Origin of the sequence: Gordonia sp. p3-SID1431 (genome assembly GCF_025143765.1) — a bacterium.
In the GTDB taxonomy this organism is placed as follows: domain Bacteria; phylum Actinomycetota; class Actinomycetes; order Mycobacteriales; family Mycobacteriaceae; genus Gordonia; species Gordonia hongkongensis.
This window is the reverse complement of record NZ_JAMBDT010000010.1, coordinates 1-23,332: the sequence shown is the minus strand read 5'-3', so window position 1 is coordinate 23,332 and position 23,332 is coordinate 1. Positions and strand designations below refer to the sequence as shown.

At 69.6% G+C, this 23,332-nt stretch carries 22 protein-coding genes and 1 pseudogene; 6 read left to right on the top strand and 17 right to left on the bottom strand.

What is annotated here, in order from left to right:
* Window positions 1-9 precede the first annotated feature (9 nt).
* The 5 genes from M4D77_RS04580 to M4D77_RS04560 form a co-directional block, all read right to left on the bottom strand.
* Window positions 10-822 carry a cytochrome c biogenesis CcdA family protein gene (locus tag M4D77_RS04580; protein ID WP_065629218.1) on the bottom strand — a complete coding sequence of 271 codons (813 nt, stop codon included), beginning with the start codon at window positions 820-822 and terminating at the stop codon, window positions 10-12.
* On the bottom strand, window positions 822-1,415 hold the full coding sequence (locus M4D77_RS04575) for a TlpA disulfide reductase family protein (RefSeq protein ID WP_165630521.1): 594 nt from the start codon (window positions 1,413-1,415) through the stop codon (window positions 822-824). The genes M4D77_RS04580 and M4D77_RS04575 overlap by 1 nt, the downstream gene beginning before the upstream one ends.
* A gap of 15 nt (window positions 1,416-1,430) precedes the next feature.
* Window positions 1,431-2,057 carry a histidine phosphatase family protein gene (locus tag M4D77_RS04570; RefSeq protein ID WP_078113019.1) on the bottom strand — a complete coding sequence of 209 codons (627 nt, stop codon included), beginning with the start codon at window positions 2,055-2,057 and terminating at the stop codon, window positions 1,431-1,433.
* Entirely contained in the window at window positions 2,057-3,406 is a 1,350-nt protein-coding gene (gene hemL, locus M4D77_RS04565) for a glutamate-1-semialdehyde 2,1-aminomutase (protein WP_165630522.1), read from the bottom strand. Before hemL ends, M4D77_RS04570 begins: the two co-directional genes overlap by 1 nt.
* Window positions 3,407-3,489: 83 nt before the next feature.
* Entirely contained in the window at window positions 3,490-4,431 is a 942-nt protein-coding gene (locus tag M4D77_RS04560; RefSeq protein ID WP_165630523.1) for an SGNH/GDSL hydrolase family protein, read from the bottom strand.
* A gap of 136 nt (window positions 4,432-4,567) precedes the next feature.
* Here M4D77_RS04560 and M4D77_RS04555 point away from each other — a divergent pair, with 136 nt between their 5' ends.
* Together M4D77_RS04555 and M4D77_RS04550 are read left to right on the top strand one after the other, a co-directional pair.
* Window positions 4,568-6,037 (top strand): NAD-dependent succinate-semialdehyde dehydrogenase, encoded by a 1,470-nt coding sequence (locus M4D77_RS04555; protein WP_165630524.1) that lies wholly within the window; start codon window positions 4,568-4,570, stop codon window positions 6,035-6,037.
* Between the two features lie 195 nt (window positions 6,038-6,232).
* A complete protein-coding gene (locus M4D77_RS04550) occupies window positions 6,233-6,721 on the top strand; it encodes a YdcF family protein (RefSeq protein ID WP_238995077.1) in 489 nt (162 codons plus the stop codon).
* Between the two features lie 142 nt (window positions 6,722-6,863).
* On the opposite strand, the gene M4D77_RS04545 is transcribed toward M4D77_RS04550, so the two are convergent.
* Together M4D77_RS04545 and M4D77_RS04540 are read right to left on the bottom strand one after the other, a co-directional pair.
* Window positions 6,864-8,027: an acyl-CoA dehydrogenase gene (locus M4D77_RS04545; RefSeq protein WP_165630525.1), complete on the bottom strand. Its 1,164-nt coding sequence runs from the start codon at window positions 8,025-8,027 to the stop codon at window positions 6,864-6,866.
* A 170-nt stretch (window positions 8,028-8,197) separates the two neighbouring features.
* On the bottom strand, window positions 8,198-8,893 hold the full coding sequence (locus M4D77_RS04540; RefSeq protein ID WP_165630526.1) for a TetR family transcriptional regulator: 696 nt from the start codon (window positions 8,891-8,893) through the stop codon (window positions 8,198-8,200).
* Between the two features lie 157 nt (window positions 8,894-9,050).
* Between M4D77_RS04540 and M4D77_RS04535 the strand changes: the two genes are divergently transcribed.
* From M4D77_RS04535 to M4D77_RS04525, 3 genes are all read left to right on the top strand, one after another.
* A complete protein-coding gene (locus M4D77_RS04535) occupies window positions 9,051-11,144 on the top strand; it encodes an acyl-CoA dehydrogenase (protein WP_165630527.1) in 2,094 nt (697 codons plus the stop codon).
* Between the two features lie 233 nt (window positions 11,145-11,377).
* A complete protein-coding gene (locus tag M4D77_RS04530; protein ID WP_165630528.1) occupies window positions 11,378-12,292 on the top strand; it encodes a manganese catalase family protein in 915 nt (304 codons plus the stop codon).
* Between the two features lie 95 nt (window positions 12,293-12,387).
* Window positions 12,388-13,092 (top strand): hypothetical protein, encoded by a 705-nt coding sequence (locus tag M4D77_RS04525; protein ID WP_159370159.1) that lies wholly within the window; start codon window positions 12,388-12,390, stop codon window positions 13,090-13,092.
* On the opposite strand, the gene M4D77_RS04520 is transcribed toward M4D77_RS04525, so the two are convergent.
* From M4D77_RS04520 to M4D77_RS04480, 9 genes are all read right to left on the bottom strand, one after another.
* Window positions 13,074-13,643 carry a DUF3093 domain-containing protein gene (locus M4D77_RS04520; RefSeq protein ID WP_065629209.1) on the bottom strand — a complete coding sequence of 190 codons (570 nt, stop codon included), beginning with the start codon at window positions 13,641-13,643 and terminating at the stop codon, window positions 13,074-13,076. The two genes, M4D77_RS04525 and M4D77_RS04520, sit on opposite strands and share 19 nt — an antisense overlap.
* A 5-nt stretch (window positions 13,644-13,648) precedes the next feature.
* Window positions 13,649-14,074, bottom strand: coding sequence for a hypothetical protein (locus M4D77_RS04515; RefSeq protein WP_078113010.1), 426 nt, complete (start codon window positions 14,072-14,074; stop codon window positions 13,649-13,651).
* Window positions 14,071-14,832, bottom strand: coding sequence for a hypothetical protein (locus M4D77_RS04510; RefSeq protein ID WP_259935637.1), 762 nt, complete (start codon window positions 14,830-14,832; stop codon window positions 14,071-14,073). The genes M4D77_RS04515 and M4D77_RS04510 overlap by 4 nt, the downstream gene beginning before the upstream one ends.
* 48 nt (window positions 14,833-14,880) lie before the next feature.
* Entirely contained in the window at window positions 14,881-15,858 is a 978-nt protein-coding gene (gene hemB, locus M4D77_RS04505; RefSeq protein WP_259935636.1) for a porphobilinogen synthase, read from the bottom strand.
* Window positions 15,859-15,875: 17 nt separating this feature from the next.
* Window positions 15,876-17,567, bottom strand: coding sequence for a bifunctional uroporphyrinogen-III C-methyltransferase/uroporphyrinogen-III synthase (locus M4D77_RS04500; protein ID WP_259935635.1), 1,692 nt, complete (start codon window positions 17,565-17,567; stop codon window positions 15,876-15,878).
* 49 nt (window positions 17,568-17,616) lie between these two features.
* Window positions 17,617-18,561 (bottom strand): hydroxymethylbilane synthase, encoded by a 945-nt coding sequence (gene hemC / locus M4D77_RS04495; RefSeq protein WP_068972463.1) that lies wholly within the window; start codon window positions 18,559-18,561, stop codon window positions 17,617-17,619.
* Entirely contained in the window at window positions 18,558-19,937 is a 1,380-nt protein-coding gene (locus tag M4D77_RS04490; protein ID WP_226512568.1) for a glutamyl-tRNA reductase, read from the bottom strand. The genes hemC and M4D77_RS04490 overlap by 4 nt, the downstream gene beginning before the upstream one ends.
* Window positions 19,934-20,740: a redox-sensing transcriptional repressor Rex gene (locus tag M4D77_RS04485; RefSeq protein WP_055475198.1), complete on the bottom strand. Its 807-nt coding sequence runs from the start codon at window positions 20,738-20,740 to the stop codon at window positions 19,934-19,936. The genes M4D77_RS04490 and M4D77_RS04485 overlap by 4 nt, the downstream gene beginning before the upstream one ends.
* Window positions 20,741-20,890: 150 nt before the next feature.
* Window positions 20,891-21,145: a glutaredoxin family protein gene (locus tag M4D77_RS04480; RefSeq protein ID WP_068972465.1), complete on the bottom strand. Its 255-nt coding sequence runs from the start codon at window positions 21,143-21,145 to the stop codon at window positions 20,891-20,893.
* A gap of 180 nt (window positions 21,146-21,325) precedes the next feature.
* On the opposite strand from M4D77_RS04480, the gene M4D77_RS04475 reads away from it, so the two are divergent.
* Window positions 21,326-22,453 carry an HAD family phosphatase gene (locus M4D77_RS04475; protein WP_068972464.1) on the top strand — a complete coding sequence of 376 codons (1,128 nt, stop codon included), beginning with the start codon at window positions 21,326-21,328 and terminating at the stop codon, window positions 22,451-22,453.
* 32 nt (window positions 22,454-22,485) lie between these two features.
* On the opposite strand, the pseudogene M4D77_RS04470 reads toward M4D77_RS04475, so the two are convergent.
* Window positions 22,486-23,332, bottom strand: a pseudogene (locus tag M4D77_RS04470) (HNH endonuclease signature motif containing protein); the annotation flags it as partial.

Here is a 23,332-nt window from a genome sequence, read left to right as displayed (position 1 = left end):
GGACAGCACTCAGATCGGTAGTTGGGTGTCGGTGACGAAGCGGACCTGGACCCAGACGATGAACTGGTCCCACCAGCCGGTCAGGAGGGCGACGCCGACCCCGATCAGCAGGACGCCCCCGATCACCTGGATCGTGCGGGCGTTCCGGCGGAGCCAGCCGAGACTGCGCAGGGCCCAGGCCGAGGAGAACGCCAGGATCACGAAGGGCAGGCCCAGGCCGAGGCAGTACGCGACGATGAGGGTCACGCCCTTGGCCGCCGTCGACCCCTCGGTCCCGCTGACGGTCGCGATCACCGCCGCGAGGGTCGGCCCGAGGCACGGCGTCCAGCCGAGTGCGAAGACCGCTCCGAGCAGCGGCGCCCCGACGATGTTGGAGACCCGCCGCGGCTCGAAGCGGACCTCCCGCTGCAACGCCGGGATGAGACCGATGAACACCAGTCCCATGGCGATGGTCACGACCCCGCCGATGCGTTGCAGCAGTTCGCGATTCAACACGAAGGTACTGGTCACGCCGAGGACGGTGGCGGTGGCGGCGACGAAGACGACGGTGAAGCCGAGGACGAACAGGCCGGCGGCCAGCGCGACCCGCGACCGGCCGCTCTTGGCGCTCTCCCCCACCTTCACCGCGGGCGCCTCGGCCCCGACGAGACCCGCGAGGTAGGACAGGTAGCCCGGGACGAGGGGCACGACGCACGGGGAGGCGAAGGACACGAGCCCGGCGAGCAGGCAGGCGGCGAAGGCGAGCAGCAGCGGTCCGCTGGAGACGGTGTCGGCGAAGGTGTCGCCGATCGAGGAGGCGAGCACCAGGGTGGTGGGGTCCATCACATCGACCCCGCCGGCTCGGCCGCGACGCGCTTGACGACCTCGTCGAGCTCGTTGTCGGAGACCGCCTTGAGGAACACCGCCGCCGGACGGTGCTCACGATCGAGGACGATCGTCGTCGGCACCACCGAGGTGGGCGTGGTCAGAGCGGCCAGTGACATCCCCGGGAAGTCGTAGATCGACGGGAACCCGACCTTGCGGTCGAGCACGAAGTCCTTGGCGGACTCCCGGTCGTCGCGCAGGTTGATGCCGAGGAATTCCACCCCGTCGGCGCGATTGCGTTCGTAGACGCGCTCGAGGTCGTCGGCCTCACCGCGGCAGGGTCCGCACCATGAACCCCACACGTTGACGACGACGACCTTGTCCGCGAACCGCTCGTCGGACAGCGACAGCGGCTGCTCGGTGACGAGGTCCTCGCCGGCGAGTTCGGCGATCGGCTTGCGCTCGTCGGGCGCGTAGGTGATGACGGTCTGCCCGCCCGGTGACACGAACTGGAAGGTGTTCCCCTGCGCGACCGCGTCGTCGCCGGTGCTGCATCCGGCGACCAGCAGGATCAGGGCCGACAACATCGTCGGCAGGAGGAACTTGCGCACTACGTCAGGCTTTCTTCACGCACCGGTGGCCAGTGGGTCCGAGGACCCGGCCGGCTCGGAGTAGATGATGTCGACGAGGGCGTCGTCGTCGTAGATGAGGCTGGTCAGCGAGGCCAGCGAGCACTGGCGGCGACGCGGGTCGTGCCAGAGGCGCTGACCTTCGAGGAACCGGCGCAACGTGTACACGGGCAGTTGGTGGCTGACGCAGACGGCTTCGTGACCGCGGGCGGCGTCGCGGGCCTTGTTCGCCGCGGCCAGCATGCGGTGCGCGAGCTGGATGTAGGGCTCGCCCCACGACGGCGTGAACGGGTCGCGGAGTTTGGGCCAGTGCCGGGGCTTGCTCAGCGCACCGTCGCCGACGGAGACCTTGAGACCCTCGAAGACGTTGTCGGCTTCGATGAGGTCGTCGTTGGTGAGGATCGGGATGCCGTGCGCGGCGGCGATCGGGGTGGCGGTCTCCTGCGCGCGCTGCAGCGGCGAGGCGAACACGGCCTTGACGTCGTGGTCGGCGAGGGTGTCGGCGACCTTACGGGCCTGCGCCTGGCCGTCGCCGGAGAGGCGGAAGCCGGGGAGACGGCCGTACAGGATGCCGTCGGGGTTGTCGACCTCTCCGTGGCGCATCATGTGGACGATCGTGTGCATCAGGCGTTGTCCCCCGGGGTGGCTGCGGTCGCGGCCGCCTGCGCTGCCGCGGGCAGCGCATCGGCGATCTGCGAGAAAGCATCCTCGTCCAGCGCCGCGGACACAAACCAGGCTTCGTAGGCGCTCGGCGGCGCGTACACGCCACGCTCGAGCAGGGCGTGGAAGAATGGCGCAAACCGCCAGGTCTCGGTGGCGGCGACGCCGTCGTAGTCGAAGATCGGGATCTCCGGGTCGGTAGTGAAGAACACACTCAGCAGGCTGCCCGCCTTCTGCACGCGGTGGGCCACCCCGGCCGCGGAGAGGGCCTCGTGCAGCACGGTCGCGAGCCGGTCGGCGTTCGCGTCGAGCGTGCGGTAGACCTCGACGTCGGCGTTGCGCAGGGTGGCGAGGCCGGCGGCGACGGCGACGGGATTCCCCGACAGCGTGCCCGCCTGGTACACCGGCCCGGTCGGCGCGAGACGTTCCATGACGTCCGCACGGCCGCCGAACGCCGCCGCGGGCAGACCTCCGCTCATGACCTTGCCGAAGGTGTAGAGGTCACCGGCCACGCCCTCGAGTCCGTACCAGCCACTCGGGCTCACCCGGAACCCGGTCATGACCTCGTCCATGATCAGCAGCGCGCCGTGGCGGCGCGTCAGGTCGCGGAGTCCGGCGTTGAATCCCTCGACCGGCGCGACCGCGCCCATGTTCCCGGCCGCGGCCTCGGTGATGACGGCGGCGATGTCGTCGCCGAACTCGGCGAAGGCGTCGGCGACGGCGGTGAGGTCGTTGTAGGGCAGCACGAGGGTGTCGTGTGCCGACGCACCGGTGACGCCGGGGCTCGTCGGCAGGCCGAGCGTGGCGACGCCGGAGCCGGCCGCGGCCAGCAGCGCGTCGACGTGACCGTGGTAGCAGCCGGCGAACTTGATGATCTTGGACCGGCCCGTGTAGCCGCGGGCCAGCCGGATCGCCGACATCGTCGCCTCGGTGCCGGAGTTCACCAGCCGGACGCGCTCGACGGGGTCGACGCGGCCGATGATCTCCTCGGCGAGTTCGATCTCGGCCTCGGTCGGGGCGCCGAAAGACAGGCCGCCGGTGGCCGCCTCACGCACCGCCTCGACGACGGCCGGGTGCGCGTGCCCCAGGATCATCGGACCCCAAGAGCTCACGAGGTCGACGTAGTCGTTGCCATCGGCGTCGGTCAGCCGGCATCCGGACGCCGAGGCGATGAAGCGAGGGGTCCCGCCGACCGCGGAGAACGCGCGCACCGGGGAGTTGACGCCGCCCGGGATGGCCTGCGTCGCGCGGGTGAACAGCGCGGCGGAGGCGGCCGTGCCGGGAGCGGGCGTGGCAGCAGCGGAAGGGGTCACGGCCTACAGTGTTCCAAACGGCACCGGGTGACCCAAATCCTCGCTGGTCGGAGGGGGTGCGACCCGGCTCGAACCGGACCCGGTCAGCTCGCGAGCGCGGTGCGCACCTGCTCGGCGATCGCCGCCTGACCCGCCTCGTTGGGATGCACCGCGCCGGGTCCCGAGGTGGTCATCGGCTCGATCCAGCGCTGCGCGCCGGCACACGCGTCGTGACCCTCGGACACCTGTGACATGTCGACGAACTCGACGCCCTCGTCCTCGGCCGCGCGCCGCCCGTACGTGTTGAGCGCGGTCTGGAGCTCGCGGATCATCGATACGTCCCCGGCGGCGAGTCGCATCTCGGGATAGCAGCCGGCGGTCGGCGGGACCAGCCAGGGATAGCCGACGAGCAGGACGCGCGCGTTCGGCGCGCGGTCCCGGACGTCGCGCAGGGCCTGGCGCACGGCGGGATAGATGTCGGTGGCGACCGGCTCGATCAGCGCCCGTCCGTAACGGTCCGTGCACGGCGAGCCGGTGCGGTCGGCGTCGGCCAGTTCGCCGCAGAGCCGGATCGCGCGACCGTACGTCTCCTCGTCGTTGCCGCCGATCATCATCGTGACCACGTCGGTGTCGCCGTCGAGGGCGTCGAGCTGGGGCGGCACGCCCTGGTGCTGCGACTCGCGGAAGTCGGCGGTGTCGGCGCCCGCGCAGCTGACGTCGGTGAGGTCGAAGTCCTCGTCCGCCGCGACGACGTGCGCGTAGTTCCTCGACGACCGCAGGCAGTAGATCGGCGAGTCCTCCTCCAGTGGCCGCACGCCGGTCCCGGCGCTGAAGCTGTCGCCGAGGTTCACGTACTCCGTCGACTGTGCACTGTTCTCCGTCGACTGTGCAGTCGTTCGCGTCGACTGGGCAGGTGTTTCCGTCGACTGGGCGTCGTTCTGCGTCGACTGGGCACAGCCGGCGAGGACCGCTCCCGCCGCGAGCAGCACGAGCCCGGACCGGATGAGCCGCCGTGGACGTCGATCGTCGAACCTGCGTGCCGTCATGCCGCCATCCTGCGTCCGGTGAAGCCCGTCGGCAACCACCGACCGGCCGCCCGCCCACGCGAGTAGCGTGGTTCGCCGAGGGGGATCGCCGCATCGTGCGGGGTCCCGCAGCCGAGTCACGAGGATGTGAATGCGCATGAGCGACAAGGAGATTCTCGACCCGCAGGCCGTGCTCGACGGCGTGCCCACCGGGCTCTGGATCGACGGCCGGTCCACACCCGCAGCCGACGGCGGGACCTTCGAGGTCTACGACGCCGCGACCGAGGAGTCGCTCGTCTCGGTCGCCGACGCGGGGGTTGCCGATGCCCGCCGCGCTCTCGATTCCGCCGTCGCCGCGTCGGCGGACTGGGCGGCCACCGCGCCCCGGGAGCGCGGCGAAATCCTCCGTCGGACCTTCCAGTTGCTCACCGATCGCGCCGACGACATCGCCATGCTGATGACCCTCGAGCTGGGCCGCGCCCTCCCCGACAGCCGGGCGGAGACGACGTACGGACTCGAGTTCTTGCGGTGGTTCGCCGAGGAGGCCGTCCGGATCGGCGGTCGGTTCAGTCCGTCGCCGGCCGGCAACGGGCGCATCCTGGTGGCCCACCAGCCCGTCGGGCCGTGCCTGGCGATCACACCGTGGAACTTCCCGCTCGCGATGGGGACGCGCAAGATCGGGCCCGCGCTCGCCGCGGGCAACGTGATGCTCGTGAAGCCGGCCCGCGAGACGCCGCTGACGATGCTGGCACTGGCCGAGGCCTTCGCCGAAGCCGGTTTGCCGCCCGGCGTGCTGTCGGTGTTGCCCACCACGTCGAGCGGCGACGTGTCGTCGACGTTGATCACCGACGATCGCATCCGCAAGATCAGCTTCACCGGGTCGACGCCGGTGGGTCGCAGTTTGCTCGGTCAGGCCGCCGACCGCGTCCTGCGCACGTCGATGGAGCTCGGCGGCAACGCCCCGTTCCTGGTCTTCGACGACGCCGACGTCGACGCCGCGGTCGAGGGCGCGTTCGCCGCCAAGATGCGCAACGGGGGCGAGGCCTGCACCGCCGCGAATCGGTTCCTGGTGCAGTCCGGTGTCGCCGAGGAATTCACCGAGAAGCTGGTGGCGAAGATGTCGGAGGTCCGGATGGGACCGGGGTACGACGACGGGGTGACCCTGGGGCCGCTGGTGAACGCCGACCAGCGGGACAAGGTTGCCGACGCGGTCGAGCAGGCCGTCGCCGACGGTGCCCGTGTGCGACTGGGCGGCGAACGTCCGGAAGGTCGGGGTTTCTTCTATCCCGCAACGGTTCTCGACAACGTCGATCCGTACGCGCCGGTGACGCGCGAGGAGATCTTCGGACCCGTCGCGGTGATCAGCACCTTCGACGTCGAGTCCGCGGGCATCGAGGCCGCCAACTCGACCGAGTACGGCCTGGCGTCGTACTTCTACAGCCGCGACCTCGAGCGCTGCATGCGCGTCGCGGGCGCCCTGGACTCCGGCATGGTCGGGGTCAACCGCGGCGTGATCTCCGACGCCGCAGCACCGTTCGGCGGCATCAAGCAGTCCGGGATCGGACGCGAGGGCGGCAGCGAGGGCATCGACGAGTACCTCTCGGTGAAGTACATCGCGCTCACCTAGCGTGTTACGTATGTGACTAGTGATACAGGTGTTATCGATCCGATACCTGTACGACCGTACTGATCCCTACACTCGGTCACCATGCGTCGTAGAACCCTCACGACCGCGGCAGCCGCGGCCGCAATCGCAACTGCCGCCTCGGTGGCGGTCGCCGTCGCACCGTCCGAACCGGTGGCGTAGGTCGAGAACGCCGCGATCAGTACCGATTTCGGCAGCGTCGACCTCGGTAGCTCCGAACTCGGCACCCCGAACAGCAACTTCCTCTGGCAGAGTCCGGGGACCCGGTACATCGTCGTACTCGGCGCCAAGTTCGGCGTTCTCGGGCAAACTCCGGATGTCCTCAAGCGTCGTCTCGACGTCGCGGCGAACCTCGGCAAGAAGCACCCGTTCAACCGCATGATCGTCTCCGGGGGCGACACCCACTGGCTGCCCGTCACCGAGGCCCAGTTCATGAACCTCGGGCTCATCCGACGTGGAATTCCCATGTGGCAGATGGTCAACGAGGGCGCCTCCACCTCCACGGTGCAGAACGCCCAGAACACGGTGCGGATGCTGAAGCACATGGGCGCCAACGGCGCGATCATCGTGACCAACGGCTTCCACATGGAACGCGCGATGAAGAACTTCCGCGACGCGGCCCGGCAACAGGGCGCGCGCATCGAGTTCCGGTCGGCGTACGCCTAGCACCTCGCGAATACCCTTCTCGCGTCGCCATTTCCATCCCGCTGATTCGATCCCATCAGCGGGACGGAAACGGCACCGCGAGAACGCAGCTCGCCCCGCCGGCCGAAGCCGACGGGGCGAGATCGTGTTGCTTCAGGGGCGATCAGCGCAGGAGCGCGCGGCTCATGACGACGCGCTGGATCTGGTTGGTGCCCTCGTAGATCTGGGTGATCTTGGCGTCGCGCATCATGCGCTCGACCGGGAAGTCGCGGGTGTAACCGGCACCGCCGAAGAGCTGGACGGCGTCGGTGGTGACCTCCATGGCGACGTCGGAGGCGAAGCACTTCGACGCCGAGGAGATGAAGCCCAGGTTCTTCTCGCCGCGCTCGGCGCGAGCGGCCGAGGTGTAGACCATGAGGCGAGCGGCCTCGACCTTCATCGCCATGTCGGCGATCATGAACTCGACGCCCTGGAACGAGCTGATCGGCTTGCCGAACTGCTTGCGGTCCTTGACGTATTCGATCGCCTTGTCGAGCGCACCCTGCGCGATGCCGACGGCCTGCGCGCCGATGGTCGGGCGGGTGTGGTCGAGGGTCTGCAGGGCGGTCTTGAAGCCGGTGCCCTCGTCGCCGATGATGCGGTCGAGCGGGATGGTGCAGTCCTCGAAGTACAGCTCGGCGGTGGGCGAACCCTTGATGCCGAGCTTCTTCTCCAGCGGGCCGACGGTGAAGCCGGGGTCGTCCTTGTGGACCATGAACGCGGAGATGCCGTTGGCCTTCTTCTCCGGGTCGGTCACGGCCATGACGGTGTACCAGGTCGACTTGCCGCCGTTGGTGATCCAGCACTTGGAGCCGTTGAGGACCCAGTTGTTGCCGTCCTTGCGGGCGCGGGTCTTCATGCCTGCGGCGTCGGAACCGGCCTCGCGCTCGGACAGCGCGTAGGAGGCCATGGCCTCACCGGAGGCGATGCCCGGGAGCACCTGCTGCTTGAGCTCGTCCGAGCCGTTGAGGATCAGGCCCATGGTGCCGAGCTTGTTGACGGCCGGGATCAGCGACGCCGAGGCGTCCACGCGGGCCACTTCCTCGATGACGATGCAGGCTGCGATCGAGTCGCCGCCCTGGCCACCGAACTGCTCGGGGACGTGGATGGCGTTGAAACCCGATGCGTTGAGGGCGTTCAGCGCCTCCTCCGGGAAACGCGAGTTCTCGTCGACGTCAGCCGCGTGCGGCTCGATCTCCTTCTCGGAGAGCGCACGGATCGCCTCGCGCAGCGCGATGTGCTCTTCCGGGAGCTCGAAGACGTTGAAGTCGGGATTTCCGTAGCCCATGACAACTCCTCACGGCACAGCGAGTGCCTGTTCGTTCCCGGCACAGGGGGTGCCGGCAGATGTTGACAACCAGTTCAGCACGGCACTGAGTGCCATGTCAATCGATGCAATCCCCGTCCCCGCCGATTGTCCCCGAAACCGGCGCCGATGTCCCGCAGCCCTCCGCCGGGTCAGTCCTCCCCCAGCTCTTCGGCCACCCGACGTGCGACTTCCGAGCGAGACATCCCGGCCGGATAGGCAACCACGGTGACCTGTCCGCGCGACCCGCCGCCCGGGACCGATGCGCCGCCGGCGCCCCCGGCACCGAGTGCCATCGCCACTCGGTGCAGCTCGTCCCGCAGTCGTTCGGGGGTGGCTTCGGCGTCGCCGCGGATCATCTGCCGCAGCAGGAAGTTGTGGGTGCCCGTGACCGCCGCGACGTAGGCAACCACCCGCACCGGCGACTCGCCGGGCAACCGTGCGCGCAGGAACTCCTCGAACGCACCCTGGTAGCGGTACGTCGTCACCAGCTCCCGATCCCGCAGCGCGGGCACCTCCTGCACCACCTGTGCGCGCCGCACCGCGAGTTCGCGATCCCGGACGAAGTGGGCGAAGACCAGCTCGGCCGCCGCACATACCGCCAGCCACGGATCCTCGTCGGAGGCCGCGAGCCGGTCGCCGACCTGCGCGAGCAGCGACTCGTGGTCGGCGAAGATCACGTCCTCCTTCGACCCGAACTGCCGGAAGAACGTGCGACGGGACATCCCGGCGGCGGCCGCGAGCTGCTCGACGGTCGTCGACTCGTAGCCGTGCTCGCTGAACAGACGGATGGACTCGGCGACGACGCGCGTGCGAAAGGCGGTCGGATCGGTGTCCGCGACTGACATGGGTCAAGTATCACCACATGGAGGCGACGAGACCCTCGGGCCGTCCCGAAGGAGGAGTTCGGCGCCGACCTGCGTAACGGATCGGTGCGCATTACTCGTCAGTAGCGACCGCCACAAAAGCTGGGTCCGACGCGTGGTCACTACGTACGGTGGAGCCATGGCAACCCCCACCGCTCCCACCGAGAAGACCCCGGCTGAGAAGAGCTCGACGGAGAAGACCCCGTCGACGACGAGTCCGACACCCATCGCGACCGAACCGACCGTCGACGACCCGGTCGCCCCGACCGACGTCTCCGCCGACGACGAACTGTCCGCGGACGAGCGGGCACTGCTCGTCGACAATCTGCGGTTCGTTCTCGACGGTCGCTGGCGGGCGACGAGGGAGACGGTGCGGGAGAACTCGAACCGCGCCGACCTCCTGCCCGACCCGTCCCGGACGCTCGACGAGGCGCGCGCCCACACCCTCGAGGTGATGCGCGAGCTCGCCTCGCAGGGTTTCGCGGCCGCCGGTTTCGCCGAGGACCACGGCGGCAGCGGTGACATCGGCGCGTCGATCACCGCCATCGAGATGCTCGGCTACGCGGACCTGTCCCTCATGGTCAAGGCCGGCGTGCAATGGGGCCTCTTCGGCGGCGCCGTCGAAAACCTCGGCACCGCACGGCATCACGAGAAGTACGTGCCCGGCATCATCGACCTGAGCGTCCTCGGGTGCTTCGCGATGACCGAGACCGGGCACGGTTCGAACGTGCAGGCCATCGAGACCACGGCGACCTACGACCGCGAGGCCCGCGAGTTCGTGATCAACTCCCCCACCCCGTCGTCCCGCAAGGACTACATCGGCGGCGCCGCCGCGCACGCCCGGTACGCCGCGGTGTTCGCCCAGCTCGTCACCGGCGGGCCCGACGAGGAGCCCGAAGGCCGTGGCGTGCACTGTTTCGTGGTGCCGATCCGGGACGAGGACGGCTCCGACCTGCCCGGCGTCACCACCAGCGACTGCGGGTACAAGGGCGGACTCGCCGGCGTCGACAACGGCCGGATCATGTTCGACAACGTCCGCATCCCCGCGGAGAACCTGCTCAACCGCTACGCCGACGTCGCCGAAGACGGCAGCTACAGCTCGCCGATCGAGAACACCAACCGCCGCTTCTTCACCATGCTGGGCACCCTCATCCGCGGCCGCGTCAGCGTGGCGGCGACCGCGGGTGCCGCCGGCCGCAAGGCGCTGGCACTCTCGACCCGCTACGGATTGATCCGCAAGCAGTTCGAGGCGCCCGAGGGCACCGACGAGATCACCGTGATGGACTACCTCGGTCACCAGCGAAAGCTGTTGCCGCTCATCGCGAAGTCGTACGCAATCGGATTCGCGCAGAACGAGATCGTCGACGAACTGCACGAGGTCCAGTCGGTCGCACCCGACGACTCCGACGCCGGACGGCAGCGCCAGCTCGAGGGGCAGGCCGCCGGCCTCAAGGCCTACGCCACGTGGCACGCCTCCCACGCGATCAACGTCAGCCGTGAAGCCTGCGGCGGCGCAGGCTATCTCGACGAGAACCAGCTGTCGATCATGCGGGGCGACATCGACGTCTTCACCACCTTCGAGGGCGACAACACGATCATGACGCAGCTCATCGCCAAGGAACTGCTGTCCGCGTACTCCGAAGACGTCCAGGGCCTTTCGGCGGGCGGCTGGGTGCGCTTCATCGCGGGCATGGCCCGCGACGTGGTGGCCGAGAAGACCGCGGTCCGGCAGGTCGTGCAGACCCTGCTCGACGGTTCCGACGAGGACACCGAGAAGTCGGCGCTCACCGACCGCAGCACCCAGATCCGGTTGTTCCGCAACCGCGAGGACCACCTCGTCCGGACGTGCGCGCAACGACTACGCCGCGCGCTCGACGACGACAACGACGCCTTCGAGGTGTTCAACAACGCGCAGGACCACCTGCTGAAGGTCGGGCACGCGCACATCGAACGCGTGGTACTCGAGGCCTTTGTCGAGGCGATCGAGAACTGCGATTCCCGTTCGGCGGCAGAGCTTCTGGGCAAGGTGTGCGACCTGTTCGTCTACTCGGCACTGGAGGACGACCTGTCCTGGTTCATGATGCACCGGCACATCTCGGTGGAGCGCGCCAAGGCGATCCGCCGCGGCGTGAACGAGCTCTGCCAGGAACTGCGACCGCATGCCCGGTCGCTCGTCGACGCCTTCGGCGTCCCGGAAGCGTTGCTGCGCGCACCCATGCTCCAGAACGGCTGAGCCCCGCTCTCGAGACCATCGCGGCCACCGTCGAACAGACGGTGGCCGCGTTGTCGTTTCGGCATTGGTGTTTGGGCCTGCGCACCACGGGCATACTGCCGCCGACGCCGCTGTGGAGACCACGCTGCGACGCACCGACGAGATCGCGCGGGCCCGCGTCCGGGAATCGCCCGCGCCCGACTTGTCCATCTGCGCTGCGACAGCGTGCCACAAGCCGATTCGGAAAGAGAACCATGTTCCGCCACACCGACTACATGCAGTTCGACGTCAAACCCGAGAAGCCCGACCCCATCTACGCCCGCAAGCTCCAGGAGTTGCTCGGCGGCGCCTATGGCGAGATGACGGTGACGATGCAGTACCTCATGCAGGGCTGGAACTGCCGCATGAAGGGCAAGTACAAGGACATGATCATGGACATCGCGACCGAGGAGATCGGTCACGTGGAGATGATCGCCACCATGGTCGCACGTCTGCTCGAAGGCGCGCCGGTCACCAACTCGACCGAGAACGCCCTCGGTGACCCGGTGGTCGCCGCCGTCCTCGGCGGCACCGATCCCACCCAGGCCATCTTCTCCGGCGGCGGCCCCCGTCTCGCCGACAGCAACGGTGTGCCGTGGAACGCCGGATACATCACGCACAGCGGCAACCTGCTCACGGACTTCCACGCCAACGTCACCGCCGAGGCGCAGGGACGCGTCCAGACGGCCCGCCTGTGGCACATGACCGACGACCCGGGCGTCAAGGCGATGCTGCAATTCAACCTCGCCCGCGACACCTTCCATCAGAACCTCTGGCTGAAGGGGATCGAGGAGCTCAAGGAGGACGGCCTGGAGGGCACGATCGCTCCCGACGACCTCTTCGACGAGGAGTTCAGCGAGCACGCGAGCACGCTGTGGCACCTGTCCGACGGCGAGGACTCGGACAAGGGCGGCTGGGCCAGCGGCCCCACCCCAGACGGCGCGCACCAGTTCAAGTTCCTCGCCGACCCGCAGCCGCTGGGCGATCGGCAGTCGGGGCCGCCGCCGGACCCGAAGCTCTACGCGACCTACGACGGCGCGATGGGCACCCCGCAGAAGCCGCAGTTCGGCACCGAGAAGGGTGTCATGGGCAAGATCAAGGACGTCGTCGATCCGGACCCGTCCGGCTAGACCGACAGCATGTGCAGTGCACGCTGCCCGGCGGTGGACCCGATGTCGGGGACGCCTCCGGGCACGCGTGCGCCCACCCGACAACCGGAGTTCTCATGAGCGCACTACCCGACCTCATCACGACCCCGTTCCGCTGGCTGGCCGCCCTCAGACACGCCCGGGTGTTCCACCCCGACGGTCTGCTGTGTGGTGGCACGGCCGCGCTGTCGGCCGACCACCCACTGCCCTTTCACAGCGGCCCGGTGTCGGTGCGGGTCTCCAAGGGCATCGGCACACCCGGCGGCCTACCGGACATCGTCGGCCTGGCCATCCGCTTCCCGTCGACCGACCCCGGCACCGTCGGCGGCGGCGGGGTGTCGCCGTCGACCAACGCCACCGGCGCTTGGGATCTCCTGCTCGCCGGCCCGGCGCCGCTCGACGGCCGACTACCCGTCCCGCTGCCGACGACGCACTGGGCCACCGCGGTGTCGAGCCTGACGCCGTACCGGTACGACGGTGACCTGTACTGGATTCGGGCGCGCATCCTCGAACCGTCGGACTCGTCGGGCCTGTCGATCGAGGACCTGGCCGCCCGTCTCCGCCGCAACCAACCGATCGTCATCGTCCTGGAGGCCGGCGCCGGACGGTTCGTGCCGGTCGTCCGGATCGAACTCGACCACGTCCTCACCGGACTCGACGTGGATTTCGACCCCATCCTGCACCGGCCCGAGGGCGTCGAGTTCGCCCCGTCGTGGCTCGGGGATCTACGACGCCGCGCCTATCGCGACAGCCGGGCGGGACGTCACTCCGTCGTGTCCTGATCCTCCGAGGACGGTTCCGTCGTCGACGTCCCCCGAGGCGGCAGCCCCAGCCGGACGGCCTCGTGCGCCTGCGTGAGCTCGCTGCGCAACCGCTCGACATCGCGGGCCCATGCCTGCGCGATCCGCCCGGAGGTCAGCTGCACGCCGATCCCCTTGCGGCGGCGCGGCACACCGTGCAGCTCGCCCAACGCGGACGCACTCTCCCAGTCCTCGGGGGTGTGGCTGTGATTGGGCGGGAAGATCTTCGCGATGTCGGCCAGCGGCGTCGTGACGGCTCCCTGGCGGAGCGTGGTCTCGGTGAGCTCGACGCTGACATGCCGACGGGCTGCCGACACCTGCACGAGCGAGAACCCCAGCAGCAGCACGAAGAAGATCGCCAGCACCGGCCAGTGCACCTGACCGGGCCCGGCGATCTCCATCGCGAGGACCGCACCCACCAGGACCGGACCGATCAGCACCACCCACCAGCTGCCGCCGGACTCGGCGAACAGCACCTCACCCGCCGGCTCGACGGGGTCGGAGTCGTGACCTTCGGGATCGTCGTCGGTCATGTGCCCTACTTGCGCGACCGCGGCGTCTTGGGTTCCGGCTCCTTGCCGGTGTACCAGGTCTCGGCGGGCGGACGGTAGGCCAGCAGGGACCCGAACAGACCGACGAGGCCAGCGAGCAACGGGAACGCGAAGAAGTTCATCCCCAGGCTCAGGAACAGCAGCATGGCCACGACGACCAGGGTCAGCGCCGCCAGCGACGACCGCCACCGCGCATCGCCGGTGTAGGCCTTGCTGCCCAGCAGGATGTACCCGACACCCACGACGGCGACCATGGCGCCGAGCACCCCGGACGTGACGGTCCCGGTGTCGCTGGCCGCCGACACGACGATGACCAGTGCACCGAGCGCGATCAGCAGTGCGCCGGAGGTCAGCCAGCACCGGTAGGCCCAGACGACGAGTTTCGGACGCAGCGCCGGATCAGGACTTGTCACTGGTTCTTCGGTCCTTCGTTCTGGGTGTCGGTGCCCCGGTTCTCCGGATGCGGCTTGCCGAGGTGAACGGGCTCGGATCGGGCGTCGTCGGAGTACGGGCCGGGCGCGCCGCGATGATCGCTGTCACCATACGGCCTGTTCTGGCCGTACGGGTTCTGGCCGTACGGGTTCTGGCCGTACGGGTTCTGGCCATACGGGTTCTGGCCGTATGGGTACGGGGGTGACGGCGGGTGGACCGGCTGCGGCTTCCGCGCCGCGGCCATCTCCCGGCAGTACTTTTCCGAGTCCCCGCGCATGAGGAGCACGGTCGCACCCAGCGCCGCGACGCCGCTGATCACCTGCGGGACCATCGCCCACGCCGGCGACGTGTCGCCACCGAACAGCGAGAAGAGCAGGCTGACCACGACGTAGACACCCATCGCCGACAGCACGATCCGCGCCCAGTTGTAGCCCTTACGGGTGAACCAGACGACCAAGGCCGTGATCGCGGTGAGGAACAGCGACGTCACGACCAGCACACCGACCACGAACCCCGACGAGGTCATGAAGTCGATCTGCTCGGGCGGGACCCCTTCCTGCGGAGCAGAACTCACCTGATCGCGGATCATGTCGACGAAGGTGCCGGTCTGCGCGAACATCGCCACGATCTGCCCGACGATCACCACCACCCACAGCTCGACGGCGATGGAGACGGAGTCGGGGATCTTCGGTCGCGACGGCGCGCCGGGGTCGGACGCGGGGTCGTACGGTGCGGACATGGGACCAGCCTAGTGAACGGGCAGCACGATGAGCCCTACACGCTCAGGTCAGGACAGGCGCTGCGCCACCTCGGCCGCCCAGTAGGTCAGGACGATCGACGCACCGGCCCGTCGGATGGCGGTCAGCGATTCCAGGATCGCCGCGTCGCGATCGATCCACCCGCGTTCGGCGGCGGCGGAGATCATCGAGTACTCGCCGCTGATCTGATAGGCCGCGACCGGCACGTCACTCATGTCGGCGACGTCGCGCACGATGTCGAGGTAACTCATCGCCGGCTTCACCATCACGATGTCGGCGCCCTCCTCGAGGTCGAGCCGGACCTCGCGCAGCGCCTCGACCCGGTTGGCCGCGTCCTGCTGGTACGTGCGCCGGTCGCCCTGCAACGACGAGCCGACCGCCTCGCGGAACGGGCCATAGAACGCCGAGGCGTACTTCGCGGCGTAGGCCAGGATCCCGGTGTCGGTGAAGCCCGCCGCGTCGAGGGCGGCCCGGATCGTGGCGACCTGGCCGTCCATCATCCCGCTCGGCCCGAGGAGATGCGCACCCGCCCGCGCCTGGGCCAGGGACATCGACACGTAGCGTGCGAGGGTCTTGTCGTTGTCGACGCGACCCCGACCGTCGACGACGCCACAGTGCCCGTGATCGGTGAACTCGTCGAGGCAGGTATCGGCCATCAGGACCGTGGCGTCCCCGAGATCGTCGCCGAGGGTACGCAGAGCCCGGTTGAGGATTCCGTCGTCGGCATCCGCACCCGACCCGGTGGCGTCCTTGTCCTCGGCGCGCGGCACCCCGAACAGCATGAGCCCGCCGACACCGGCGTCGACGGCCTCGGCCGCGGCGGTCCGCAGCGAATCCATCGTGTGCTGCACGACGCCCGGCATCGACGAGATCGGTACCGGGTCGTCGATGCCGTCGGCGACGAACATCGGCAGCACCAGATGTCGCGGCTCCAACGAGGTCTCGGCGACCAGCCGGCGCATGGCCGGGGTGGTGCGCAGGCGCCGGGGCCGGATCACGGGTGGCATTGAGATCTCCTCGGAACTCAGGAACGCGAGCGGCGAGACTTCTTGCGCGGGGGCGGAAGTGCGCCCTCGGCCCGAAGTCGGGCGGCGTGCTCGGCGAGCGCGTCGACGAGTTCGAGCACCGATGCGTTCTCCGGCTGCACATCCACCCGGAGGCCGAATTCCGTTGCGGTCTCGGCGGTCTTGGGCCCGATGCACGCGACGATGGTGCGCGCGTGCGGCTTTCCGGCGATGCCCACGAGATTGCGCACGGTCGAGCTGGAGGTGAAGCAGACCGCGTCGAAACCACCGGTCTTGATCATCTCGCGGGTCTCGGCGGGCGGCGGTGCGGCGCGCACGGTGCGGTACGCGGTGACGTCGTCGATCTCCCAGCCGCGGTCGCGCAGTCCCTCGGACAGTGTCTCGGTCGCGATGTCGGCGCGCGGCAACAGGACTCGGTTCACCGGGTCGAAGACATCGTCGTAGGGCGGGAAGTCCTCGAGGAGACCGAGCGAGCTCTGCTCACCCGACGGCACGAGTTCGGGGTTGATGCCGAAGGAGCGCACCTTCTCGGCGGTGGCCTCACCGACGCAGGCGATCTTGACGCCGGAGAACGCCCGGGCGTCCAGCCCGAACTCGGCGAACTTCTCCCACACCGCGCGCACCGCGTTGGTGGAGGTGAACACCACCCACTGGTACCGCCCGTCGACGAGACCCTTGACGGCGCGTTCCATCTGCGCGGGGCTCCGCGGCGGCTCGACCGCGATGGTCGGCACTTCCTTGGGCATCGCACCGTGGCTGACGAGGCGTTCGCTCATGTCGCCGGCCTGGTCCTTCGTCCGCGGCACCAAGACGGTCCAGCCGTACAGGGCGCGCGACTCCCACCACGACAGCTTGCCGCGCGCACCCACGACCTTGCCGACCGTGACGATCAGCGGACCGGTGAGCGCGTTGCCCTGCTCGTTGAGCGTCGCGAGCGTGGCCTCGATGGTGCGCTGCGCACAGGTGGTGCCGTTGATGGTTATGGCGGCCGGGGTCTGGGGGGCCATGCCGTGCTCGGTGAGCGCGCTGGCGGTCTCGGCCAGGTGGCCCGATGTCGCGTGCAGCACCAGCGGGCCGGGGGCCGCGGCCAGCGCGGCCCAGTCGACCTCGCCGCGCACGTCGGCCTCGGTGTGGGTGGAACCGAGCGGCATGCCGGCGTAGCTCGGGACCACGGATGCGGCGGGCAGGCCCGGCAGCACCTCGAAGGTGACCGTCGTACGGGCGACGGCGTTGACCTCGGCGAGGACCGAATCGGTGGTCAGCGGATCGCCGGCGACCACGCGCACGACGTCGTCGCCGTTGCGGGCCGCGGCCACGAGGGTCTTGGCGACCTCGGCCGGATCGCCGAGCGCCGGCCGGACCACCGACTCCTCGTCGGTCTGCCCGGCATCGGTCGCGCCGGCCTCGTCACCGGCGGCCTGCGAATCGTCGGCCGGTGCGGCGGGCGTCGACGCGGCGTCGTCAGCGGGCTTCTCGGCCTTCTTGGTGGATCGGCGAGTATCGGCGGCGGGTTCGTCGCGATGCGCACTGCCGATCAGCGACACCACCGGCCCGGGTACATCGGGGTCGATGTAGGCGGTGGTCGCGTTGGTGATCACGGTGCGTGCCCGCACGGTGAGCAGGTCTGGGTCCCCTGGACCCGACCCCACGAACAGGATCCGTCCGGGATTTGCCTTCTTCGTACGGCTCATGGGTTCGCACTCTCCTGCCCTCTCGGCGAGGGCTGCAGTTCGTTCTCTGCTAGGGAGAGTTGACGAGGTCGCCCGCTCCCAGCTCCAGCAGTTCGGCGGCGAGGTCTTTGCCCAGCTGAACGGCACGATCGACCGGACCCACCGCCGAAGCGCGGATCACGTCCGACCCGTCCTCGGCCGCCACCGCCGCACGCAACGACAGTTCGGCGAAGATGCGCCCGTCCTCGTCGATCGACTCGACCACCTCGGCGATCGCACCGACCGGTGCGGTACATCCGGCTTCGAGAGCCGCGAGTACCGCCCGTTCGGCCTCGATGGCCGCGCGGGTGGACTGGTCGTCCAACTCGGCGAGAATTCTCACCAGTTCGGCATCGTCTGAGCGGCACTCCACAGCGAGTGCACCCTGCGCCGGCGCCGGCAGCATGACCACCGGTTCGAGCGCCTCGGAGACCACGTCGGTCCGTCCGATCCGCACGAGTCCGGCGCGGGCGACCACGACTGCGTCGAGTTCGCCGCTGGCGACTTTGCCCAACCGAGAGTCTAGGTTGCCTCGTAGGGGGCGGATTTCCAAACCGAGACCCAGTGCTCTAAGCTGCGCGGCTCGCCGGGGGGCCGAGGTACCGATCACCGAGCCGGGCGGCAGTTCGCCGAGCACCATTCCGTCGCGTGCGACCAGCGCATCCCGGGGATCGACCCGCGGCGGGACGGCCGCGATCGTGAGGTCACTTTCGGGGGCGGTCGGGAGGTCCTTGTACGAGTGCACCGCGACGTCGACCTCGTTGTTCCGCAGCGCGACGCGGATCGCCGTGGTGAACACCCCGACGCCGATCTCGGCGACGGGGGCCGCCGAGGCGTCACCGGCGGTCTTGATGATGACCAGTTCGGCGGGATGTCCGGCGGCGGTCAGGGCGTCGGCGATGGTCTGCGACTGGGTCCGGGCCAGCAGCGAGCCCCGCGTACCGATCCGGATCGGCGCGGTGGAGGGTTCGCTCATCGGTCACCCAGATCGCCGGCCGCGTCGCCCGAAGGCAGGCCACCGAGATGGTCGGGAGCCGAAACCGCTTCGGCTGCACCGGGTTTGAGTTCGAACAGCTCGCGCAGCGCCTCGGCGTAGTGATCCCCGTTGGGGGTCGAGGCGAGCTGCTTGACGCGCACGGTCGGTGCGTGCAGCAGCTTGTCGACGACGCGGCGGACGGTCTTGGCGACCTCGTCGCGCTGTGCGCCCTCGAGGTCGGGCAGGCGGGTCTCGAGGCGCAGGATCTCGGCCTCGACGACGTCGGCCGCGCGCTGGCGCAGGGCCGCGACGGTCGGGGTGACCTCGGCCTGACGCTGGTGCGTGAGGTAGTCGGCGAGCTCGGCGGCGACAATCGACCGGGCCGCGAGGGTGTCATTCTCGGCGGCTTGGGTCTCGGAGTCGCCGCGCAGTCCCTCGATGTCGACGATGTGCACGCCGGGCAGGCGGGCCGCGGCGGGGTCGACGTTGCGCGGGAGCCCGAGGTCGCAGATGACGAGCGGTGCTGCGTCCCCGGTACGGGCCGCGAGCGCCGAGTGCACCGACCCGACGCCGACGACCGCGCCGATCGCGCCCGTACACGTGACGACGACGTCGGCCGTGGCCATCGCCTCCGGCAGGTCGTCGAGCCCGACGCCGCGGACGCTGATGCCGTGGTTGGCGGCGATGTTGCCCGCGAGGTGGTCGGCCTTGTCGACGGTCCGGTTGACGACGACCATCTCGGTCACGCCCTCACGGGCCAGCTGCGCGGTCGCCAGACCGCCCATGGCGCCGGCACCGACGACCACCGCGCGGCGCAGGCGATGCGCGCCCGTCGCGGGATCGGCGAGCAGCGACTTCGCACGGTGCAGCGCGACGGAGACCACGGAGGCACCCGCGCGGTCGATGCCGGTCTCGGTGTGCACGCGCTTGCCGACCCGCAGCGCCTGCTGCGCCAGCTCGTGCAGCACTCGTCCGGCGGAGTCGTTGGCGTCGGCGCTGAGGTAGGCGTTGCGGATCTGACCGAGGATCTGCTGCTCGCCGACGACGAGCGAGTCGAGGCCCGCCGCGACGGTGAAGAGATGCTCGACGGCGGCCTCGGAGTAACGGACGTAGGCGTGGCGGGTCATCTCGTTGACGGTCATGCCGGAGTGGTCGCCGAGGACCGAGCCGACCGCCTCGAGCGCCGGGTGGAAGGCGTCGACGACGGCATAGATCTCCACGCGGTTGCACGTGGACACGAGCATGGCTTCGGAGATCGCCCGCGAGGAGAGCAGTTCGTCGATCAGTTTGGGGCGGTCGTGGTCGGAGACCGCCAACCGCTCGAGCACCTCGACGGGAGCACTGCGGTGCGATACCCCGAACAACAGAACACTCACGCTGTCACCGTTTCTTCACCCATCACATTTCCCTGGTGTCCGGCACTTCCCCGGTGCCCCCGCGTCGGCTTCGCCTCGCGCGCCTCCTTGACGTCGTCGCGCGGCCCGCGAGAGGCCTGGAAAGCCAACACCTGTAGTTCCAAGGCTAGATCAACTTGTCTGACGACAACATCCGACTCCGCCGGAAGCGACACGGGCGTGACGTTGAGCACCTGCCGGACACCCGCGGCCACGAATGCATCGAAGACGCGTCGGGCGTCGTCGTCGGCGGTGGCGATCACCGCGATCTCGACGGCCGGGACCACCTGTGCGCAGACGGCGGCGATGTCGGTCAGCGGGGCGACCCGCGGGCCGCCCGGCTCGAGAACCGCGCCGGTCAGGGCCGGATCGGCGTCGAACATCGCGGCGACCCGGAAGCCGCGTCCGAAGCCGGCGTGCGACAGCAGCGCACGGCCGAGCGAGCCGGCGCCCGCGAGCGCGACGGTGTGGATGCTGTCGGTGTGCAGCGTCATCGAGATCCGGGCGGTCAGCCTGCCCACGTCGTATCCGACGCCGCGCACGCCGTTGGCGCCGACGTAGGAGAGGTCCTTGCGCAGGATGGCCGGGTTGACCCCGGCTGCCGTCGCGAGCTCGCCGCTCGACGCCAGCAGGATGCCCCGACGACTGAACGAGCGCAGTACGTGCAGGTAGGTGGCCAACCGGGCGACCGTGGGACCGGGGATGTCGGTGGCGGGGCCGTCGACCGGAGGGACGGCGGACGCAGGAGGGTCGGCGTCGGCCGACTTCGCACTCTCCGCGCCCACTCGCACTCCCACACATCTGCCGGCGTCACCAGACACCGGGACCCGACTCTTCCCGACCAAGGGAGGATATAACTTCCCTGTGAATCTGTTCACACGGCCCCTCGGGATCGGCCGAGCTGTGTTAGGCGTCTCGTCGAACGTGGGCGCCGATCACCGCCGCGCCGCGAGATCCGCCCGCAGACGCGGTTCGTCGACCTCCCAGTAGCTGTGCTCGTTACCGTCGAGAAGGACCACCGGGAGCCGGTCGCCGAACTCGGCGCGCACGTCCGGCCGACCCCCTTCGGCCGCCTCGTCGACGTCGACCTCGGTGAACTCCACGCCCATGTCGGCGCAGATCCGGGTCAGTTCGGAGCGGGCCGCCGCGCACGCCGCGCACCCCGCACGGGTCAACAGTTCCACCGTCATGCCGACCATCCTCCCAGCGCAGCGCCCGCGGGATCAGCCGGGTGACCCTCCCCCGCCGACGGTGTGCGGTCCGTCACCGGGCGTGGAGATCGAACGCCGGAGACCAGTCGCCCGTTTCCGAGGCGCACCACTAGGCTGTACCCGGCAAGCAGTGCTGGCGCTACGCGTGGGAGGTGGGCAGTGGGCGAGACCCCGGGCCCGGAAGACCGGCAGGACGACGAGACGCCCGACGACGCCGCACTTCTCCCGCCGAATCCGATGCAGGGCGACGGCCCGACGGGCGACGACTGGGAGGCCCACGCCGCGAGCGTGGAGTTCACCGACGACTTCGACGAGGACGCCGAACTCCACGAACTCGTCGACGACGAGACCAACCGGGTCACCACCTGGATCTCCCAGCGGGCGACCGCCGCGACCGGCCGCTTCCGGCAGACCGCGCACGAACTCCGTCAGACCCTGGCCGGTGAGGCGAGCGCGAAGGCCGCCGTCGACTCGCTGCGTTCGCGCCCGACGGCCGAGATCCCGGGCGAACCCCGCCGCGACCTCACCGCCGCCGCCTTCTTCGACGTCGACAACACCCTGGTCCAGGGCGCGTCGATCGTGCACTTCGCTCGCGGTCTCGCCGCGCGGAAGTACTTCACCTACGGCGACATCATGGATTTCGCGTGGACGCAGGCGAAGTTCCGGATCACCGGCAAGGAGAACGCGCGCGACGTCGCGGAGGGCCGGGAGAAGGCGTTGTCGTTCATCGCGGGCAAGCCGACCTCCGAACTCGTCGAGCTCGGCGAGGAGATCTTCGACGACTACATCGCGGACAAGATCTGGCCGGGTACGCGGGCGTTGGCCCAGCGTCACCTCGATGCCGGACAGCAGGTCTGGCTGGTGACCGCGACACCCGTCGAACTCGCGCAGACCATCGCCGACCGGCTGGGGTTGACCGGTGCGCTGGGCACCGTCGCCGAGAGCGTCGACGGGGTCTTCACCGGGCGGCTCGTCGGCGACATCCTGCACGGCCCCGGTAAGGCCCATGCGGTGCGCGCGCTCGCGATCCGCGAGGGGCTCAACCTGAAACGCTGTACGGCGTACTCGGATTCACACAACGACGTACCGATGCTGTCGCTCGTCGGCCGCGCGGTGGCGATCAACCCCGACACCGACCTGCGCGACGTCGCCAAGGTCCGCGGCTGGGAGATGTACGACTTCCGTACCGCGCGAAAGGCCGCGAAGTACGGCGCCGGCACCGCGATCGTGCTCGGCGCCGCGGGCGGTGGGGCCGCAGCCGCGGCGCGGTTCCTGCGGCAGCGCTGACCGTTCGACGCCGACGGCCCTGGCTCCCCGGATCAGAAGGGCGGTGGGTCGAGGCGGTCGAGTTCTTCGCGGGCTCGTTTGTTGCGGGCGCGTTCGTGTCGCCGGCGGGCCAGTTTGGCGTCCAGTCGGCTGGTGGTGCGCTCCGGGTTGTCGGCCGGGGCGATGACGCGTGGGGTGGGTGGGGCTTGGGCGGCTTGTTCGAACCGGATCCGCCGAAGGTTCGCCGAAGGTGTCTTCCAGCGTTTCGGCGTCGCCGGGCAGGGTGACCCCTTCGGGGGTTTCGTATTCGGTGACCAGGCGGCCGTCGTCGTCGCGGTATTGCACATCGACCCAGTCCCCGTGGGTTTTGAACAGGTGACCGGGACGGCATTTTGCGTTGAGGTTCTCACTCGACGTCGCCCCACCCCGGGCGGGGTCGGTGTGGTCGTACTCGGTGACGTGGTCGAGATCGCACGCGAACGCTGAACGGGTGCAGCCGGGTTCGGTGCAATATCCGTCCCGGACGCGTACGAAATCAGCACACGACGTGGTGGGCCGGTACCCGTTGCCGGGATGGGTTGCCGGGTAGACCACTGCGACCGATAGCGCGGTGGCATCGGCCGAGTCGCCGAAGTGGGTTGCGGTGGAATGATTCTCGCTGTCGGCGCGGGTGTCCTCGGCTGGTGCCGGGCGTTGCGCGGTCCGCCGCTGGTCATCATTGTTGCTGCCGGCGACGTAGGTGGGTTGGGTGCGGGCGGGGGTGACCGGGGTGAGGGTGGCGTCCGGGCGGGCGGCGAGGTCACGGACGTGTTCGTCGCTGATGATGCCGTGTTCGTCGAGGAACCCGACCCCGGGTGCTCCGGCCAGGGTGGAGGCATCGGTGACGACATGGATCACGAC